We start from the raw sequence: 17,664 nt of genomic DNA on the forward strand, positions 1-17,664 counted from the left end.
GCGACAGTACGTATATGTCCACTGGCGGTCGTCGTGGCGGGCGCTCCGCGGGCGGAGTGCGGCTGGTAGTCGTATACGTACTGTTGAGCTGCGCGGCCGGCGTACTCAGAGAAGGTTGGTGATGAGGCCGTAGGTGCGGGCTTCCTCGGCGGTGAGGACTCGGCCGGGCTCGAGGTCGGCGGCGATCTCGTCGGCGGGGCGAGCGGTGGCCTGGGCGATGAGGTCACGGAGGCGGGCGGTCTGGTGCTCGTGTTCTTCGGCGACGGCGGCCAGTTCGTCGGCGGTGCCGTCGGCGGTGAAGTGGGGCGCGGACAGCACGAACATCGTGTGCCGGTGGGCCTCACGCTGAGCTGCGGCGGCGAGGACGGCGATCGCCGCGCCGCGGACGGTGCCGCGGGCAACGACATGGACCGGGGCGCTGATCAGGTCGATCGCGGCGGCCACGGACAGGGCCGCGTCCAGGTCGGCGTCCGGCGCGGACAGGTGGAGCTTGACCGGGTCGTTGCTCTGGGCATCCAGGAGGAGCAGCTGCGAGGCGACGTGGTTCGCCAGTGCGTCGTCGAGCCGCCCGCCGACCAGGATCACCCGCTCCGCCAGCAGCCGGTCGGTGAGCTCCCGTTCCAGCGAGATCGACGTCGGTTCGTACCAGGACGGCAGAATCGGCTGCGGCGCCGTCCGCTCCGGAACTCCGGGTACCCCGGGAATCTTCGGCCACGGCCGTCCCGGCCCCGGCACGCCCGGCCCCGGGATGCCGGTGCTGCTCAGAGTGATCGTCCGGTTCTCTGCATCCATGTGTGTCCTCCTCGACACCTCCAGCCTGGAGCAGCGGAGGACCGGGGTGAAGGGGTTCCGCTGTCAGCAGACGGATCAGCCGAGGGTGGTGATCGCGGTGACGACGCGGTCCCAGAAGGCTTCTCGATCGAGGGTGAGGGCGATCCGGGCGTTCGGCGGGCGGCCGGTGTAGCGGTCGAGGTCCACCACCGTGGCGCCGGCGGTCCACTCGCCGGTGGTTTCGACGACGAGGTTGGCGTCGACGCAGTGCACGATCGTGGGGTCGATGACCCGCGCCACCGCGACCGGGTCGTGCAGTGGTGGCGCCTCGAAGCCGAACAGATCGCGGTACGTCGAGGCGAAGAACGTCATCCACTCGCCGCAGACCCGCGCCAACGGCGTCCCGATCCGCTCCAGGCGCGCCAGGACGTCGTCGGTGACCAGCGCCTGATGTGTCACGTTCAGCCCGCACATCGTGAACGGCACGCCCGACCGCACCACCAGATCTGCCGCCTCCGGATCCACGAACGCGTTCGCCTCGGCGAGCGGCGCGATGTTGCCGCGCTCCGTGGACCCGCCCATCCACACGATCTCGGTGATGTTGCCGGCCAGTGACGGCTCCTCGGCGAGCAGCCGCGCCACGTTCGTCAACGCCCCGGTTGCCACGATCGTCGCCGGCCGTGAGCGCAGTACGTCGACCAGCAGCTCGTGCGCCGAGTACGGCGACTCCGGCACCGACGGCTCGCCCGTGAAGGCCGGGCCGTCGAGCCCGGTCGCGCCGTGGACGTCGTCGGCGATCCGCAGCCGCCGTACCAGCGGCCGGTCGGCGCCCCGGGCGACGGGAACGTCGGTGACCCCGGCCAGTGAGAGCACTCGCCGCGCGTTCACCGTGCACTTCTCGACGGTCTGGTTGCCGGCGACGGTCGTCACGGCGAGCAGGTCGACGGCCGGATCACCGACCGCGAGCAGGATCGCCAGCGCGTCGTCGTGGCCCGGGTCGCAGTCGAGGATCAGAGGTGTGACCATGCGCCAGGGTATGAGTTGTCGCTAGGGCCCGGCTGATCCAGCACCTATGTTTGGCTTCATGAGCGACAAGGAGCCGCCGGCGAAGGACGAGTCCGGTCCCGACCAGGCCGACCGCAAGAGCAACGGATCGCAGCGGCCGCCGCACAAGCCGTGGCGGACCGAGGGGCTGCCGGCCGGGCACGGCGACGACAAGCCGCGCCGGCCGCGGTGGTGGAAGTGGGCCGCGTGGATCGTCGGCGGGTACCTGGTGCTCTTCCTGCTCACCACGATGCAGGACCAGTTGGCCGGCGGCGAGCAGACGATCGCCTACACCGACTTCACCGCGCAGGTCCAGAAGCAGAACGTGGCCGAGATCTTCTCCCGCGGCGACACCATCGAGGGCCGGCTGAAGGAGGCCGCGGAGGTGCCGGGCAAGAGCGGCGAGACGTACACGAAGTTCACCACCGAGCGGCCGACGTTCGCCAACGACAACCTGTACGGCGACCTGCAGAAGGGCGGCGCCACGGTCCGGGCGACGCCGGTGGTGGCGCAGCGCGGTGTGCTGTGGAACCTGCTGATCTCGCTCGGCCCGTTCATCCTGATCGCGGCGTTCTACTTCTGGCTGTTCCGGCGCAGCCGGGCCGGCGGCGGGCTGGGCGGCCTGCTCGGCGGCAGCGGCCAGCAGAAGAAGCCGGTCGACCCGACCAGCGTCCGGGTGACGTTCGCCGACGTCGCGGGCATCGACGAGGTCGAGGCCGAGATCGAAGAGGTCGTGGACTACCTGAAGGACCCCGACAAGTACCGGCGGCTCGGGGCGCGGGCGCCGAAGGGCGTGCTGCTGGCCGGCTCGCCCGGCACCGGCAAGACGCTGCTCGCGCGGGCGACCGCCGGTGAGGCCGGCGTCCCGTTCTTCTCCGCGAGCGCCTCGGAGTTCATCGAGATGATCGTGGGCGTCGGCGCGAGCCGGGTGCGGGAGCTGTTCGGCGAGGCGCGGAAGGTCGCGCCGGCGATCATCTTCATCGACGAGATCGACACCATCGGCCGCGCCCGCGGCGGCGCCCGGTCGGTCGGCGGGCACGACGAGGGCGAGCAGACGCTGAACCAGATCCTCACCGAGATGGACGGCTTCTCCGGGACCGAGGGCGTCGTGGTGCTGGCGGCGACGAACCGCGCCGACGTCCTGGACCCGGCGCTGCTGCGTCCCGGCCGGTTCGACCGGACGATCACGGTCCATGCGCCGGACCAGCCGGGCCGGGAGGCGATCCTCAAGGTGCACGCGCGCGGCAAGCCGCTGGCCGCCGACGCCGATCTCGCGGCGCTGTCGCGGTCCACTCCGGGCATGACCGGCGCCGACCTCGCCAACCTGCTGAACGAGGCCGCGCTCGCCGCGGCCCGGCAGGGCGAGTCGCAGATCACCCAGCGGGACCTGACCGACGCGCTGGAGAAGGTCCAGCTCGGCACGGCGCGCAACGTGGTGATGCCCGAGGAGGAGCGGCGGCGGACGGCGTACCACGAGGGCGGCCACGCGTTGCTCGGCATGATCCAGAAGGGCGCGGACCCGGTCCGGAAGGTGTCGATCATCCCGCGCGGCCGGGCGCTCGGCGTGACGCTGTCGACGCCGGAGTCGGACCGCTACGGGTACGACGTGGACTACCTGCGCGGCCGGATCATCGGCGCGCTCGGCGGGATGGCGGCCGAGCAGGAGGTGCTCGGCGTCGTCACCACCGGCGCGGAGAGCGACCTGGAGACCGCGACCCGGATCGCGCGGTCGATGGTCGGCCGCTGGGGTATGTCCGACCTGATCGGCCCGGTCTCGGTCCTGCCGTCCGAGGGCGACGCCCGGATGGCCGGAGTCTCCGACGAGCTGCTGAACAGCGTCGACCAGGAGGTCCGGCGCCTGATCGAGCAGTGCTACGCCGAGGCCCGCCGCCTGCTCCGCGAGAACCGCCCGAAGCTCGACTCGATCGCCGAGCAGCTCCTCGAACACGAGACCCTCGACGAGGCCGACGCCTACGCCGCCGCCGGCATCACCCACGGATCCCGCACTTAGCTAGCACTAGCTGCAGGGGACCTGAGACAGGATATGGCGGGCTGAGACAGGTAATAACAGGTCTCAACCCGCCATTTCTTGTCTCAGCCGATGGTCACGGTCTGCTGGAGGTCGTTGTAGCCGCTGCTCGGCTGCCAGATCCCGTTGTTCGCCAGGCGGATCGAGTACTCGGGGTGCGTGGACAAGCGCGGGTCCGGCAGGTTCAGCATCAGCTGGTACTTGCCGGGCACCGGCGGTGCGGCGACCTTCCAATTGAGGGAGGTCGTCGTACCGGCTCCCCAGCGGCGCGGGTCGGCGGGGACGTCGACCTTGTAGGTGTGCTTCGCGCTCTGGAAGATCAGCTGGACCCGACGCGGGTTGTACGGGGCAGCCCAGCCGTCGTTGCGCAACTGCAGGTCGACCTGGACCGTTCCGCGCCGGGTCGTGACCGTGCTCTGGTCGAGCGCGAACCGGTAGCCGAGCTTCTGCTTGGCCACCTCGATGTTCGGGCCCCAGCTGCCGAGCACGTCCTTGTTGTAGTCGGTGTTCAGGAACGACACGTGCAGCCGGGCCAGCTCCGCCGCGGCCGAGTCCCACTCCGAGCGCGGCGGGTTCACGGCGCAGGTCTCGCCGCCTTCGGGCACGTAGTTGGTGTCCTGGGCAACGAAGTCCTTGTCCAGCTCGATCGGGTCGCTGAGATAGGTGCCGAAGTCGTCCGGGCTGGCCAGGAAGCAGTCGTTGTGGTGGCCGATCCGGGCCACCGGCGAACCGTCGTACGCCTGCTCGGCGGTCAGGCCGCCCGCGGTGCCGGTCGGTACGCCGTACATCCGTTGCTTCATGTACGGCGTGCGTACCTGGATCATCCGGTCCTTCGGCAGCGCCTTCAGCAGCGCGTCGGTCACCGCCTTGCGATCGGCCCAGTTCTGGTCCGAGACCCGGCTCGGGTCCTGCGGGTCGCTGAAGTGGTCGGTGTAGTAGCCCTCGCCCCACAGGCCGACGAAGCCGGACTGCACGAGTTCGATCACGTCGGCGTTGTCGCGCAGGACCGGCGTGAGTTGCTGGATGTGCTCGAGTACGCGGGCGACCGGCGCGTCGCCGTACGGCGTGGGCGGCGGCCAGCCCGCACCGGGCAGCGCGTACGCGAACCGCACGATCACCTTGACGCCGGCCGCCCGGGCGGTGCGGAAGTCGGCGCGGACCAGGTCGAGGTACTGCTTGTCGATCGCGTCCTGGCTCGCGAACTTCTCCAGGTAGAACACGCGCAGGATCTGCGTGATGTTCTCCTGGGTGCGGAAAGTGCGCAGGGTGGTGAGGTCGAGCGGGACGTACCCGGTGCCGCCATTACCACCAGGGCGGTAATGCGTCTCGGTGTGGTGGTAGAAGCCGCGTTCGGGGTTGGCGATCACCTCGTCGCTGGTCGTGTAGGTGTGCGTGCTGGTCGGTGCTGCGAGCGCCTGCTGGGCGGGGAGCAGCAGGCCGATCGCGCACACGGCGGCAGCGAGCCTTCGTCTCATGTCGTCTCCTAGCTGATGCTGACGGTGTGCAGGAGCGAGTTCATCCCGGTCGCCGCGTCCCAGGTGCTCTGGTTCGCGAGGCGGATCGAGTACTCGGGGCGAGTGGACAGAAGCGGATCCGGCAGGTTGAGCAGCAGGGCGTACGAACCTGCCGGAAGAGTGGCGGGCACGGTGAGTGTCTGCGACACCGTGGTCGAGGTCCCCGCGGTCCAGCGGCGCGGGTCTGACGTCATCGGGAGCTTGTAGGTGCTGCCAGTGGAGGTGTTCCGCAGCACCAGCTCGAGGTTGCGCGGGTTGAAAGGCGTCGCGTAGCCGTCGTTGTGGACGGTGAACGACACCGGCAGGGTGCCGCCGGGTGAGGCCGTCGACGGGTAGGTGCCGGATTCGAGGCGGAAGCGGTAACCGAGGCTCTTGCTGACGGTCGCCAGGCAGCCGCCGGAGTTCCATGAGCTCAGGACGTTGGGCTCGTAGTCGGTGTTGAGGAACGACCAGTGGAACTGCGCGAGCTCGCTGGTCGCCGTGGGGCACTGCGAGCGCGGCGCGTTCACGGCGCAGGTCTCGCCGCCCATCGCGACGTACGTCGTGTCGGACTGCAGGTACGGGTACTCGACGGACTGGTTCTCGTACGTGCCGAAGTCATCGGCGCTGGCGAGGAAGCAGTCGTTGTGGTGACCGATGCGCGACAGGGCCGAGCCGTTGTACGCGTCCCCGGGCTGGACCGGGGTGGTCGAGTAGAGGGTGCGCTTGAATTTGGGCGTCCGCAGCTGGACCATCCGGGTCGACGGCACGACGCTGAGCAGCTTGTCCGTCACTGCCTTGCGGTTCGCCCAGTCCGTCGCCGACACGACGCCGGCGTTGCCGAAGTTCTGCGTGTAGTACCACTCGCCCCAGGCACCGATCAGCCCCGCCTGGACGACGGCGATCACGTCCTTGCCGGCCGCGAGGTACGGCGCCAGCTGGTCGAGGTGCGCCAGGACACGGTCCTTCGTCGCGTCGTCGCCGCTGGTGGACGTGGTGTACGCGAAGCGCAGAACCATCTTGAGGCCGGCCGCGCGGACGGTATCGAGCTGCTGCTGCAGCTGGTCGAGCGCCGCCTGGGCGATCGGGCCGTTCTTGTACTCGGCCAGGTAGAAGACGCACATCACCAGCGAGATGCCTTGGCTGGTGCGGTAGCTCTGCAGGGTGGACTGGGAGAAGTCGGCTTTGTCGCAGTCGCCGGTGTGGTGATAGAAGCCGCGCTCCGGGTTGGCGAAGTTGTCGGTCGACGGCGTGTAGGTCACTCCGCCGCTGCCGGCGGTGTAGACCTGCGTGTACTTGGCGGACGTCTCGAGCGGGGCCTCGGCCTGGAAGATCAGGTCGGCGTCGTTCGGCGTGGCGGTCTCGCCCAGGTCCGCGCGTCCGACCGTCCACTGCGCGACGCCGCCGGTGTTGCCGAAGGTGACAGAGCGGACGAGGGTCCAGCTCCAGCCGGTCCCGGTGTGCTGGTACAGGCTGCCGTTCTCGAGCAGGTAGTCGGCGCCGGTGCCGCCCTGGGCGAATCCGGTCGACGGGTTGCGGTCGGTGTCGACGTACACCCGGAGGAACTGCGGGGTGCCGGTGTAGGAGAAGCGGTAGGTGACAGTGGTCGCGGTGTTGGTCGCGGTCGCGCCGCTGATGGTGGCCTGGGCGGGGGAGGTGAGCACCGCGGCGAGCAGGGCACCCGCGGTGGCGACGACGGTGAGCAGACGGAACGGACGCATCATGATGCTTCCTCTCGCTGGGCGTGGCGATGGGGATAATCATGGAGTCCAGGAAAATTATGTCAAGGCCTGAGCCCGGTCGTGATGGTCGACTCGACCTCGTCGAGCGCCAGCCGGACGGCGCCCAGCGCGACACCCTCGTCGGCGAACGCGGACACCCGGATCTCCGGCGTCCGCAGGCACCACCGGTCCAGCTCGCGCCGCAACGGCGCCACCATCACGTCCGCCGACCGCGAGAACCCACCCCCGATCACGACCAACTGCGGGTCCAGTGTCAGCACCAGGGCGGAGGCCCCCACCGCCAGATCCCGCACGTACGCGTCGACGGCCGCCAGGGCCGCCGCGTCGCCCGCGCGAGCGGCCACGAACACCCGCTCGAACCCGCCGCTCGCCGCGGTGGCGGGGCTGTTCTCCAGCCAGTCGTGCAGGTGTTGCGGGGCTTGTTGCCAGCCGGCGGCCGGAAGGGCGCCGATCTCGCCGGACCAGTTGGCGAAGCCGCGGTGGAGCTTGCCGTCGATGATCAGTCCGGCGCCGGTGCGCAGGCCGGCGAGCAGGAAGACCACGTCCTTGGCGAAGCGGGCGACGCCGCGCCAGGTCTCGGCGAGCGCGGCGAGCTTGCAGTCGTTCTCCACGCGGACGGGGCCGGGGACCAGGCGCCGGACCTGCGCGGCCAGATCGACCCCGCTCCACTCCGGCAACGAGTCCGAGAGCATCACCTTCCCGGTCCCGTCGACCAGGCCGGTGGTCGCCACCCCGGTCGCCCAGATCTGCCCGTCGCCGGCGCCCGCCAGCGCCTTCGTCACGCACCGGTCCAGTGCCGCGAGCCGCTGCCGCCGCCCGGCCTCCGCGGCGATCTCGATCCGGCTCTGGCTGATCACCTCGCCGTCGAGGTCGGTGACCAGGGCGAGCGCCTTGTGCCCGCCGATGTCGATCCCGAGCAACCGCCCGGCGCCCGCGTTGAACCGGTACCGCCGCGCGGGCCGCCCGACCGACCCGGACGCCGGGGCCACCTCGGTCAGCCAGCCGCGGCCGAGCAGGTCCCGCGCGACGTCCTCGGTCGAAGCGCGCGACAGACCTGTTCGCTTCGACAACTCGGTGAGCGTCAGGGGCTGGTCGCCGCGCAGTTCCCGCAGCACGGCGGCGGCGTTGAGCTGGCGCAGCCGCGAGAGGTCCCCGCCGACCGATTCCTCGCTCATCAGCCACCTCACTTCTCCGGGAGTCCTGGATAACTATAAGCATCCCGATTGCGCGCGGGTCTCACCGTGTGAACGGGCGCGCCGGGGGTCTGTTGCGCACCGATGACAACGTTGTACCGTGATCTGCCGACGCTCGATCCGAAACGTTTCCGAAGGTTTCCACTGAGGAGGACCCGCGTGTCCAATCCGCTGAAGATCGCGACGCTCAGCTTCTGGCACGTCCATGCCGGCGACTACTCCAGGCAGGCCCAGGCGCACCCGGGGACGGAGCTGGTGGCCGTCTGGGACGACGACGCCGAGCGTGGCCGGGCCGGTGCCGACCAGTTCGGTGTGGAGTTCACCGGCGACCTCGACGCGCTGCTGGCGCGCGAGGACCTGGACGGCGTGGTGATCACGACGCCGACCGACGTGCACCGCGACATCATGGTCAAGGCCGCCCAGGCCGGTAAGCACATCTATACCGAGAAGGTGCTCGCGCCGACGGTCGCCGAGGCCGAGGAGATCGTCGCCGCCACCGACGCCGCCGGGGTGAAGCTGACGGTCTCGCTGCCGCGGCTCGCGCACGGCTACACGACCGCGATCCGGGAGGTGCTCGACAAGGGGACGCTCGGCCGGCTGACCTACGGCCGGGTCCGGCTCTCGCACGACGGCGCGATCGGGCGGGACGGCAAGGAGGGCTGGCTGCCGCAGCGGTTCTTCGAGCCGAAGGCCGCGATCGGCGGCGCGCTCACCGACCTCGGCTGCCACCCGGTGTACCTGACCCAGCTGTTCCTCGGCGCGACGCCGGAGACCGTGAGCGCGACGTACCGCTCGGTGGCCGGTCGCGGGCTGGAGGACAACGCGGTCGTCGTGGCCGGGTACGGCGACCAGACGATCGGGGTGATCGAGGCCGGGTTCGCCAGCAACAACCCGTTCACGATCGAGCTGTTCGGGACCGAGGGCACGCTCACCTACACCGACCGCGGGAACGTTCTCCTGGTGAACGGCGAGCAGGTCGAGGTGCCTGAGCACTCGCCGGATCCGTTCGCGCAGTGGGTCGACCACATCGTCAACGACACCCGTGCCGACGAGAACATCGAGCGCGCCGTCGAGCTGAGCCGCCTGGTGGTGGCGGCGAACGCGGCGGCCGAGTCCAACCGAGTGATCTCCTACAGCTGAAAGGACGACGGCATGATCAAGGTCGGGCTGATCGGCGCCGGGGGCATCGCTTCGGCGCACATCAAGGGGTACCGGGCGCACGCGGACCGGATCGCGGTGACCGCGGTCGCGGACGCCGTCGAGGAGACGGCCAAGAAGCGCGGCGCGGAGCTGGACGCCACGGCGTACACGGACTATCGCGAGATGCTCGCGAGCGAGGATCTCGACGCGGTCGACATCTGCCTGCCGCACCATCTGCACCGGGACGCGATCGTCGCGGCGGCCGAGGCGGGCAAGCACATCCTCTGCGAGAAGCCGCTGTGTCTGTCCGCCGAGGAGGCGGCAGACGTCCGCAAGGCGGTGACCGAGAACGGCGTGACGCTGATGTGTGCGCACAACCAGCTGTTCATGCCCGCCGTTGCGAAGGCCCGGGAGCTGCTGCAGGCCGGCACGATCGGCACGGTGTACGAGGTCCGGACGACGGACAGCTTCTACAACGACTTCGACCCGACGTCGATGGGCTGGCGGGCGAGCAGCAAGACGAGCGGCGGTGGCGAGCTCATTGACACCGGGTACCACCCCACCTATCTGATGCTGCACCTCGCCGGCGGGCTGCCGGTCGAGGCGACCGCGATGCTCTCCACGCACCGGTTGAAGTTCATGGAGGGCGAGGACTCCGCCCAGGTCCTGATCCGGTTCGACAACGGGGTCGTGGGCCAGTTGGTGACCAGCTGGGCGTACCAGCCGGCCGCCGGCACCGAGCGGTTCTCGGCCGTCGGCGAGCTCGGCTCGCTGACCAGTGACGGTACGACGCTGTCCTACAGCCTCCGGTCGGGCGAGACCGAGACCTTCGAGTTCGAGCCGGTCGACACGTTCGTCGCCGAGATCGGCCACTTCGCCGACTCGCTGCTCGGCAAGCAGCGCCCGCTGCACACCGAGGAGGAGGGCATCGCCGTCCTCGGCATCCTGCTCGCGGCGTACGAAGGCTCGAAGTCCAAGACCGTCGCGCCGGTCCTCAAGGTGTAGCCAGCCACACCTCGCCGGGACCTTGCACAGGTCGTGACTTGTCCAAGGTCACCGGGAGGTGTCCTCGAAGTAGAACGGCTTGGCGAGGTCGTCGAGCAGGGTGGGCTCGGCCGGGTGCCAGTCGAGGAGCTCGCCCGTCAGGGTCGCCGTGGACGGGTTGTCCATGGCGGCGAAGCCGGCCAGGAAGCCGAGGTGCTCGGGCGCCTGCTCGGCGGTGATCGAGCGGGCCGGAACGTCCAGGCCGCGACCGATCGCTTCGGCGATGGTGCGGAAGGCGATGCCCTCGTCGTGGACGGCATGCAGGCGCGAACCGGCGGGCGCCGACTCGAGCGCCAGGCGGTAGAGCCTCGCGGCGTCGAGGGTGTGGACGGCCGGCCAGCGGTTCGCGCCGTCGTCGACGTACGCCGCGAAGCCGTTACGCCGGGCGAACTGGATCAGCGCCGGGACGAACCCGTTGTGGTCGAGTTCGCTGTGCACCTGGGGAAGCCGGACGATCGACGAGCGGATGCCCCGATCGGCCAGTGCGACGACGAGGTTCTCCGCGTCGATGCGGTATCCGCCGGCGGGGGAGAAGTCGGCCTCGGTCCCCGGACGGCCCTGGACGAATCCGGCCAGCATGCCGGTGCCCGACGTGCTGACCAGCGGCTTGTTCGTGCCGTCCAGTCCGTCGGCCACTGCGCGCAGCGCCGCGAGGTCGGCCTCGGCCGCGCCGGCCAGATCGCCGGCGACCATCAGGTCGTGGCGGAACGCGAGGTGTACGACGCCGTCGGCCGCCGCCGCTGCCGCGCGCAGCCGGTCGAGGTCGGCCAGGTCGCCGCGGACGACCTCGGCGCCCAGGTCGGTGAGCCGTTTCGCCGACTCGTCGGAGCGGGCCAGGCCGAGGACCTGGTGACCGTTGTGCAGGAGTTCCGGGACCACCGCCGAGCCGAGGTGGCCGGAGGCTCCGGTGATGAAGACGCGCATGAGAAGGTTCCTTCCGGTGATGTCACTGACTGACATCGCCGATCCTACACGCTGATGTCACTCGATGACATCGGCTAGGATCGATGTCATGGGACGGTGGGAACCGGATGCGGCCGGGCGGCTGCGCGAGGCGGCGATGGCGCTGTACGCCGAGCGCGGGTACGACGGCACGACCGTCGCCGAGATCGCCGACCGGGCCGGGGTCACCGCGCGCACCTTCTTCCGGCACTTCGCGGACAAGCGCGAGGTGCTGTTCGCCGGATCCGAGCTGCTCGGGCAGGACATGGCCGCCGCACTCGCGGCGGCGCCCGCGGACGCGTCCCCGATGGAGGCCGTGACGGCCGCCGTCCTGGCCTCGGCCGAGTTCTTCGACGACCTCCGCCGGGACTACTCGCGCCGCCGGGCCGCCGTGATCGCGTCGACGCCGGAGCTGCGCGAGCGCGAGCTGATCAAGATGGCGTCGATGACGACATCGCTCACCGACGGCCTGCTCGCGCGCGGCGTCGACCCGGACGTGGCCGCGCTGGCGGCCGAGACCGGGGTCGCGGTGTTCCGGGTGTCGTTCGAGCGCTGGATCGCCGCGCCGGACGACGTACCGATCGCCGACGTCATCCGGTCGACGCTGAAGACGCTGTCCGCCCTCACCGCCTAGCGTCCCACGAGGCGACGGCGACGACGCCGACGCAGGTCAAGGCCATCAGCGCGAGGTCCGCGACCGGTCCGATCGCCGGCGTCGCGAGCGGCAGCACGAGCAGTACGGCGATGCCCGCCACCGCCGTACCGAGGTGCACCCGGGAGATGTCGGCGATGGCTCGGTGGACGCCCCACAGCAACGCGATGAAGGACGCGGCCGGTACGGCGACCGCGTAGCTCGCGCCGGTGGGGGACAGGTGCAGCTCATGACCGGTCTGCTCGACCGCGACCTCGAGGCCGGCGCCGAGCGCGGCGAGTGAGGCGAACAGGCCGTAGTGGCCGTAGCCCCAGCGGTACGAGCGATTCCGTCGGTCCTCCAGCCGCGGACCTGCCGGATGCAGGAAGTACAGCCACCACAAGGCGAACAGGATCACCAGGCCGCAGCCCGCGACCGCGACCAGCTCGGCGTTCACGTCGGTCTCCGCGACCGCCCGGCGTACGGCGTTGGACGAGGCCAGCACCGCCTCGCCGAGCAGGATGATCGTGAAGAGTCCGTACCGCTCCGCGATGTGGTGCGGATGCCAGTGCGTCGCCCGCGGCCGCTCGGCCCACAGCGGTACGGACAGCTCCAGGATCGCCAGGGCTACGAAGGCGGCGAGCAGCACCGCGTCGGACGCGCCGGTGTTCGCGAGGTACAGCCGGCCGAACCAGCCGATCTGCAGTGCCCCGATCCCGATCGCGTAGCGGAACGCCGTCCGCCGCGACGCAGGGTCCTCGAGACCCGCGCGCAGCCAGAGCGAGACGAGCCCGAGCCGCATCACCAGGTACCCCGAGGTGATCATCAGGTAGTCGCCGTGGTCCGCCGCGGCCGGGACGCCGGCGGCGAGCAGCAGCACTCCGGCCATCTGCACCATGGTCAGGATCCGGTAGGTGACGTCGTCGGTGTCGTACGACGACGCGAACCAGGTGAAGTTCATCCACGCCCACCAGATCGCGAAGAACACCTGCAGGAACGGCAGCACACCGTCGCCGGCGTGGCCCTCGGCGATGGTGTGGGCGAACTGCTCGGTGACCGCGGCGACCGCGACCACGAAGGTCAGGTCGAAGAGCAGCTCGAGCTGGCTGGCGACCCGGTGCGGCTCGTCGATCGGTCGCGCCGTCATCCGTACCCGGATCCGGACCGTGGCGTTCGGCAACTGCCTCTCCTCTCAGCTGACGTCACAGACAAGACAGGGCAGCAGTCGCGGATGTGACTGTCACAAGCTCCGGGGGTGCCCTGTCTTACCTGATGACAGCTCAAGACAATCGAAGGGGATCTGCGATGAAGATCGTCGTGATCGGCGGCACCGGCCTGATCGGCACGAAGCTGGTGGCGAAGCTCACCGAGCACGGCCACGAGGCGGTCCCGGCCGCACCGAGCACCGGGGTCAACACGATCACCGGCGAAGGCCTGGCGGACGTGCTGAAGGGCGCCGACGTGGTCGTCGACGTCGCCAACTCGCCGTCGTTCGAGGCCGGGCCGGTGATGGAGTTCTTCAAGACGTCCACCGCGAACGTGCTGCAGGCCGAGGACGAGGCCGGTGTCCGGCACCACGTGGGCATCTCGATCGTCGGCACCGAGCGGATGCCGGACAACGCCTACTTCGCCGCGAAGATCGCCCAGGAGGAGCTCATCAAGGCCTCGGGCATTCCGTACTCGCTGGTGCACGCGACCCAGTTCTTCGAGTTCGTGCCGGCGACCGCCGACTCCGGAACCCAGGAGGACGGCAAGGTGCACATCGCGCCGGTCGCCTGGCAGCCGATCGCCGCCGAGGACGTCGCGAAGATCCTCGGCCGGACCGCGGTCGGCGAGCCGCTGAACACGCGGATCGACATCGCCGGGCCGGACGAGGTGCGGATGGACGAGTTCATCCGCAAGGCGCTGGCCGAGCGCGGCGACACCCGCGAGGTCGTCTCCGACGTGCACGCGCGGTACTTCGGCTCCGAGCTCACCGAGCGCAGCCTGGTCCCGCTCGGCGCGGCCACACTGGGCGAGCTGCACTACGCGGACTGGTACGCGGCGCAATGACCGGCGTACCGGAGTCCGAGTTCCTGCGTGAGCTCGACGTCGAGGTGGAGGCGGACATCCGACTGAATGCGGCCGGGACGCCGCCCGAGGACGAGTCGCCCGAGGAGTGGCTGATGGATCCGTTCGAGGTGCAGGCCGAGGCGGCCGACCTGAACAGCCTGCACAGCGCGATCGAGGCGCTGGAGGGCGAGCCCGGGCCGTATCCTCCGGCAGATGACTGAGGATCTGGACGACGCGGTCGCGGTCTTCCATCAGGTGCGGCCGCGCCTGATGGGGATCGCGTACCGCATGCTGGGCAGCCACGCCGAGGCCGAGGACCTGGTTCAGGAGGTGTGGCTGCGCTGGCAGGCCGCGGACCGCAGTACGGTCCAGAGCCCGGTCGCGTATCTGTCAACGGCGGTGACGCGGCTCGCGATCAACGCGAGCCAGTCCGCGCGGGCGCGCCGGGAGACGTACGTCGGGCCGTGGTTGCCCGAACCGGTCGACACCAGCGCGGATCCCTATCTCGGCGCCGAGCACGGGGAGGCGCTGAGCTTCGCGGTCCTGCTCGTGCTCGAACGGCTGTCGCCGACCGAGCGTGCGGCGTACATCCTGCGGGAGGCGTTCGACTACCCGTACGACGAGTTGGCCGCGATGCTGCAGACGTCCGAGGCCGCCGTCCGGCAGCTCGTCAGTCGCGCCCGCAAGCGGATCCGGGCCGAACGCCGGACCGAGGTCAGCGGAGACCAGCAGAAGACGCTGCTGACGGCGTTCGTCGCGGCGGCGCGCTCCGGTGATCTCGCCGTCCTCGAGCAGTTGCTGGCCAAGGACGCGATCAGCTACTCCGACGGCGGCGGCGCGGCCCGCGCGTCGAGGTTCCCGGTGGTCGGCCGGCTGCGGGTGGCGAAGTACCACCGGGCGTTCCACACCCGGTTCTGGGTCGGCGTCGACGTGGAGTTCGGTACGGCGAACGGCCGCGCGGTGGCGATGCTGCGCCGCGACGGCGAGGTGTTCGCGGTGTGCACGGTGACCGCGTCCACCGAAGGGATCGACGAGGTGTTGTGGCAGCTGAACCCGGCGAAACTCACCGCGGTCGCTTGAGCAGGAGGTGACGTTGTTCAGGCGAGGCGATCATGCCGTCGTGCACCGGTTCGCGACGGCGTGCCGGGCCGGCAGCGCCGGGGCGCTCCGGAGTCTGCTGGCGCCGGAGGTGGTCGCGGTCAGCGACGGCGGCGGCCGGGTGGCGGCCGCGTTGGACCCGATCCGCGGCGCCGACCAGGTCGCGCGGTGTGTGACGGAGCTGGTCGGCCCGGAGACCGTGCTGACCGTCGAGGCGGTCAACGGCGAGCCGGGTGTCGTGCTGCGGGCGGTCGGCAGCGTGGTCGCCGTGATGAGCCTGAAGGTCACCGGCCCGAAGGTGTCGGCGGTCTGGATCGTGCTGAACCCGGACAAACTCCGGCACTGGCGCACCGGGGAATGAACCCCTGCCGGTCTGGCGTTGACATGTCAACCTAGACTTGGTGCGTGAGTGGACAGGAGCGTGCGGAGATGGCCGAACTGGCCTTCGGACTCGATACTTTCGGCGACATCCCGGTGGACGACAGCGGTGCGCCGGTGACGGCCGCCGCGGCGATCCGGCAGGTGGTGGACGAGGCGGTGCTCGCCGACCAGATCGGTGTGGACGCGATCGCGCTCGGCGAGCACCACCGCCCGGAGTTCTCGATCTCGACGCCGGAGACGGTGCTGGCCGGGATCGCGACCCAGACCTCGAACATCCGGCTCGGGTCGGGTGTGACGGTGCTGAGCTCGGACGACCCGGTGCGGGTCTTCCAGCGGTTCTCGACCGTCGACGCGCTGTCGAACGGGCGCGCCGAGGTGATCCTCGGGCGTGGTTCGTTCACCGAGTCGTTCCCGCTGTTCGGCTACGACCTGGCCGACTACGACAAGCTCTTCGAGGAGAAGCTGCAGTTGTTCGTGCAGTTGCTCGACGAGAAGCCGGTGACCTGGGAAGGCACCGTGCGGGCGGCGCTGGACAACATCGAGGTCTACCCGAAGACGGAGTCCGGCCGGCTGACGACGTGGGTCGGGGTCGGCGGGTCGCCGCAGTCCGTGGTGCGTACGGCGTACTACGGACTGCCGCTGATGCTGGCGATCATCGGCGGGTCGCCGGACCGGTTCGCGCCGTACATCGACCTGTACAAGCGGGCCGCCCAGCAGTTCGGGACCGTCGCGCATCCGGTCGGCATGCACTCGCCGGGGTTCGTCGCGGAGACCGACGAGCAGGCCAAGGAGATCTACTACGCGCCGTACAAGGTGATGCGGGACCGGATCGGCGCGTTGCGCGGCTGGCCGCCGCTGAAGCGGGAGGAGTTCGAGTCCGAGGTGCTGCACGGATCGATGTACGTCGGTTCGCCGCAGACCGTGGCGCGCCGGATCGCGGGCGCGGTCAAGGCGCTCGGGGTCGAGCGGTTCGACCTCATCTACTCGGGCGGTCCGCTGCCGTCGAGCGCGCGGCTGAAGGCGGTCGAGCTGTACGGCACGAAGGTGATCCCGCTGGTCCGCGAGATCCTGGCGGAGTCCGAATGACGACGATCGGGATTCTCGGGGCCGGCAAGGTCGGGACGGTGCTGGCGCGGCTCGCCGTCGCGGCCGGGTACCGGGTGCTGATCGCCGGGTCGGGTGACGTGGCGAAGATCGCGCTGATCGTCGAGGTGGTGACGCCCGGCGCCGTGGCGGTGACCGCGGCGGAGGCGGCGGCCGAGGCCGACGTGGTGATCCTCGCGCTGCCGCTGGGCAAGCACCCGACGATCCCGGTCGAGGCACTGCGCGGCAAGCTGGTCGTCGACGCGATGAACTACTGGTGGGAGGTCGACGGCATCCGCGACGACCTCACCGACCCGCGGACGTCGTCGTCGGAGATCGTCCAGCGGTTCCTGCCGGAGTCCCGCGTCGTGAAGGCGTTCAACCACATGGGCTACCACGACCTCGACGAAGGCGCCCACGCAGCGCACCGCAAGGCGATCGCCGTCGCGGGGGAGCAGGCCGATGCGGAGGAGGTCGCGAAGATCGTCAACGCGCTCGGCTTCGACCCGGTGCTCGCCGGACCGCTCGCCGAGGGCAAACGTCTGGAGCCCGGCACGGAACCCTTCGGCGCCAACGTCGACGCGGACGAACTCCGCGCCATGCTCGCCCGCTACCCCGAAACCGTCCGGGGCCAGGAAGTAGCCCGAGCCCGCGCGGCCGCCTAGGCCCAGCAAAATCACCCGCAGGAGGGAGTTCGCGCGGCGGACGAACTCCTACGGTGGGGGCATGCGGAGGATACCGGCGTACGGCGTTGCGGTGCTGATGATCGGTTACGCCGTCGGGAAGGCGGTGTTCGCGGTCGAGGGCCGGCTGGGATTCCCGTCCGGCCCGATCGTCCCGCCCGACGCCGCGGAGGCGTACTTTCTGGACCCCGCGCCGGCCCAGGCGCTCGCCGCGCTCTCCGGCCTGGCCGGTGCGGCCCTGGCCCTGGCCACGGTGAGTTCGTTCGGCCGCCGGGTGCCGCGGAAGCTCTTGCTGGGCGGCGTTCTGCTGCTGGCGGTCGGCGTCGGCGCCGGAGCGG

At 70.4% G+C, this 17,664-nt stretch carries 17 protein-coding genes; 10 read left to right on the forward strand and 7 right to left on the reverse strand.

What is annotated here, in order from left to right:
- Positions 1–105: 105 nt before the first annotated feature.
- Together ABZX12_RS11160 and ABZX12_RS11165 are read right to left on the reverse strand one after the other, a co-directional pair.
- Positions 106–792, reverse strand: coding sequence for an ATP-dependent Clp protease proteolytic subunit (locus tag ABZX12_RS11160; protein WP_355692043.1), 687 nt, complete (start codon positions 790–792; stop codon positions 106–108).
- 75 nt (positions 793–867) lie between these two features.
- Positions 868–1,797 (reverse strand): nucleoside hydrolase, encoded by a 930-nt coding sequence (locus tag ABZX12_RS11165; RefSeq protein ID WP_355692044.1) that lies wholly within the window; start codon positions 1,795–1,797, stop codon positions 868–870.
- Between the two features lie 58 nt (positions 1,798–1,855).
- Between ABZX12_RS11165 and ftsH the strand changes: the two genes are divergently transcribed.
- Positions 1,856–3,826: an ATP-dependent zinc metalloprotease FtsH gene (gene ftsH, locus ABZX12_RS11170; RefSeq protein ID WP_355692046.1), complete on the forward strand. Its 1,971-nt coding sequence runs from the start codon at positions 1,856–1,858 to the stop codon at positions 3,824–3,826.
- An 83-nt stretch (positions 3,827–3,909) separates the two neighbouring features.
- Here ftsH and ABZX12_RS11175 read toward each other — a convergent pair whose 3' ends face one another.
- Genes ABZX12_RS11175 through ABZX12_RS11185 form a run of 3 tightly spaced genes read right to left on the reverse strand, consistent with a single transcriptional unit; the run spans position 3,910 to position 8,254 of the window.
- Positions 3,910–5,319, reverse strand: coding sequence for a DUF4832 domain-containing protein (locus ABZX12_RS11175; protein ID WP_355692047.1), 1,410 nt, complete (start codon positions 5,317–5,319; stop codon positions 3,910–3,912).
- Positions 5,320–5,327: 8 nt separating this feature from the next.
- Positions 5,328–7,061, reverse strand: a complete 1,734-nt coding sequence (locus ABZX12_RS11180; RefSeq protein ID WP_355692049.1) for a DUF4832 domain-containing protein — start codon at positions 7,059–7,061, stop codon at positions 5,328–5,330.
- A gap of 59 nt (positions 7,062–7,120) precedes the next feature.
- On the reverse strand, positions 7,121–8,254 hold the full coding sequence (locus ABZX12_RS11185; RefSeq protein WP_355692050.1) for an ROK family protein: 1,134 nt from the start codon (positions 8,252–8,254) through the stop codon (positions 7,121–7,123).
- A 177-nt stretch (positions 8,255–8,431) separates the two neighbouring features.
- Between ABZX12_RS11185 and ABZX12_RS11190 the strand changes: the two genes are divergently transcribed.
- Together ABZX12_RS11190 and ABZX12_RS11195 are read left to right on the forward strand one after the other, a co-directional pair.
- Positions 8,432–9,412, forward strand: a complete 981-nt coding sequence (locus ABZX12_RS11190; RefSeq protein ID WP_355692052.1) for a Gfo/Idh/MocA family oxidoreductase — start codon at positions 8,432–8,434, stop codon at positions 9,410–9,412.
- A gap of 12 nt (positions 9,413–9,424) precedes the next feature.
- Entirely contained in the window at positions 9,425–10,417 is a 993-nt protein-coding gene (locus ABZX12_RS11195) for a Gfo/Idh/MocA family oxidoreductase (protein WP_355692054.1), read from the forward strand.
- 48 nt (positions 10,418–10,465) lie between these two features.
- Here the strand turns inward: ABZX12_RS11195 and ABZX12_RS11200 are convergent, their stop codons facing one another.
- On the reverse strand, positions 10,466–11,380 hold the full coding sequence (locus tag ABZX12_RS11200) for an SDR family oxidoreductase (protein WP_355692056.1): 915 nt from the start codon (positions 11,378–11,380) through the stop codon (positions 10,466–10,468).
- Between the two features lie 88 nt (positions 11,381–11,468).
- Here ABZX12_RS11200 and ABZX12_RS11205 point away from each other — a divergent pair, with 88 nt between their 5' ends.
- Complete coding sequence (locus tag ABZX12_RS11205) at positions 11,469–12,032, forward strand: TetR family transcriptional regulator (RefSeq protein ID WP_355692058.1); 564 nt, start codon at positions 11,469–11,471, stop codon at positions 12,030–12,032.
- Here ABZX12_RS11205 and ABZX12_RS11210 read toward each other — a convergent pair.
- Positions 12,022–13,209, reverse strand: a complete 1,188-nt coding sequence (locus ABZX12_RS11210; RefSeq protein ID WP_355692060.1) for a low temperature requirement protein A — start codon at positions 13,207–13,209, stop codon at positions 12,022–12,024. The genes ABZX12_RS11205 and ABZX12_RS11210 overlap by 11 nt on opposite strands.
- Before the next feature lie 125 nt (positions 13,210–13,334).
- Between ABZX12_RS11210 and ABZX12_RS11215 the strand changes: the two genes are divergently transcribed.
- Genes ABZX12_RS11215 through ABZX12_RS11240 form a run of 6 tightly spaced genes read left to right on the forward strand, consistent with a single transcriptional unit; the run spans position 13,335 to position 17,308 of the window.
- Complete coding sequence (locus ABZX12_RS11215; RefSeq protein WP_355692062.1) at positions 13,335–14,081, forward strand: SDR family oxidoreductase; 747 nt, start codon at positions 13,335–13,337, stop codon at positions 14,079–14,081.
- Positions 14,078–14,302, forward strand: a complete 225-nt coding sequence (locus ABZX12_RS11220; protein WP_355692064.1) for a hypothetical protein — start codon at positions 14,078–14,080, stop codon at positions 14,300–14,302. The genes ABZX12_RS11215 and ABZX12_RS11220 overlap by 4 nt, the downstream gene beginning before the upstream one ends.
- A complete protein-coding gene (locus ABZX12_RS11225) occupies positions 14,295–15,161 on the forward strand; it encodes an RNA polymerase sigma-70 factor (RefSeq protein WP_355692066.1) in 867 nt (288 codons plus the stop codon). Before ABZX12_RS11220 ends, ABZX12_RS11225 begins: the two co-directional genes overlap by 8 nt.
- 40 nt (positions 15,162–15,201) lie before the next feature.
- A complete protein-coding gene (locus ABZX12_RS11230; RefSeq protein ID WP_355692068.1) occupies positions 15,202–15,540 on the forward strand; it encodes a hypothetical protein in 339 nt (112 codons plus the stop codon).
- 44 nt (positions 15,541–15,584) lie between these two features.
- Entirely contained in the window at positions 15,585–16,646 is a 1,062-nt protein-coding gene (locus ABZX12_RS11235) for an LLM class flavin-dependent oxidoreductase (RefSeq protein WP_355692070.1), read from the forward strand.
- Positions 16,643–17,308 carry an NAD(P)-binding domain-containing protein gene (locus ABZX12_RS11240; RefSeq protein ID WP_355692072.1) on the forward strand — a complete coding sequence of 222 codons (666 nt, stop codon included), beginning with the start codon at positions 16,643–16,645 and terminating at the stop codon, positions 17,306–17,308. The genes ABZX12_RS11235 and ABZX12_RS11240 overlap by 4 nt, the downstream gene beginning before the upstream one ends.
- The last annotated feature ends 356 nt before the right edge of the window (positions 17,309–17,664 follow it).

Origin of the sequence: Kribbella sp. NPDC003505 (assembly GCF_040610875.1) — a bacterium.
Lineage (GTDB): Bacteria > Actinomycetota > Actinomycetes > Propionibacteriales > Kribbellaceae > Kribbella.

Coding starts and splice junctions, on each gene's coding strand:
- ABZX12_RS11175 (WP_355692047.1), bottom strand. CDS start 5,319: ATGAGACGAAGGCTCGCTGCCGCCGTGTGCGCGATCGGCCTGCTGCTC.
- ABZX12_RS11205 (WP_355692058.1), top strand. CDS start 11,469: ATGGGACGGTGGGAACCGGATGCGGCCGGGCGGCTGCGCGAGGCGGCG.
- ABZX12_RS11185 (WP_355692050.1), bottom strand. CDS start 8,254: ATGAGCGAGGAATCGGTCGGCGGGGACCTCTCGCGGCTGCGCCAGCTC.
- ABZX12_RS11240 (WP_355692072.1), top strand. CDS start 16,643: ATGACGACGATCGGGATTCTCGGGGCCGGCAAGGTCGGGACGGTGCTG.
- ABZX12_RS11215 (WP_355692062.1), top strand. CDS start 13,335: ATGAAGATCGTCGTGATCGGCGGCACCGGCCTGATCGGCACGAAGCTG.
- ABZX12_RS11200 (WP_355692056.1), bottom strand. CDS start 11,380: ATGCGCGTCTTCATCACCGGAGCCTCCGGCCACCTCGGCTCGGCGGTG.
- ABZX12_RS11195 (WP_355692054.1), top strand. CDS start 9,425: ATGATCAAGGTCGGGCTGATCGGCGCCGGGGGCATCGCTTCGGCGCAC.
- ftsH (WP_355692046.1), top strand. CDS start 1,856: ATGAGCGACAAGGAGCCGCCGGCGAAGGACGAGTCCGGTCCCGACCAG.
- ABZX12_RS11220 (WP_355692064.1), top strand. CDS start 14,078: ATGACCGGCGTACCGGAGTCCGAGTTCCTGCGTGAGCTCGACGTCGAG.
- ABZX12_RS11225 (WP_355692066.1), top strand. CDS start 14,295: ATGACTGAGGATCTGGACGACGCGGTCGCGGTCTTCCATCAGGTGCGG.
- ABZX12_RS11180 (WP_355692049.1), bottom strand. CDS start 7,061: ATGATGCGTCCGTTCCGTCTGCTCACCGTCGTCGCCACCGCGGGTGCC.
- ABZX12_RS11160 (WP_355692043.1), bottom strand. CDS start 792: ATGGATGCAGAGAACCGGACGATCACTCTGAGCAGCACCGGCATCCCG.
- ABZX12_RS11165 (WP_355692044.1), bottom strand. CDS start 1,797: ATGGTCACACCTCTGATCCTCGACTGCGACCCGGGCCACGACGACGCG.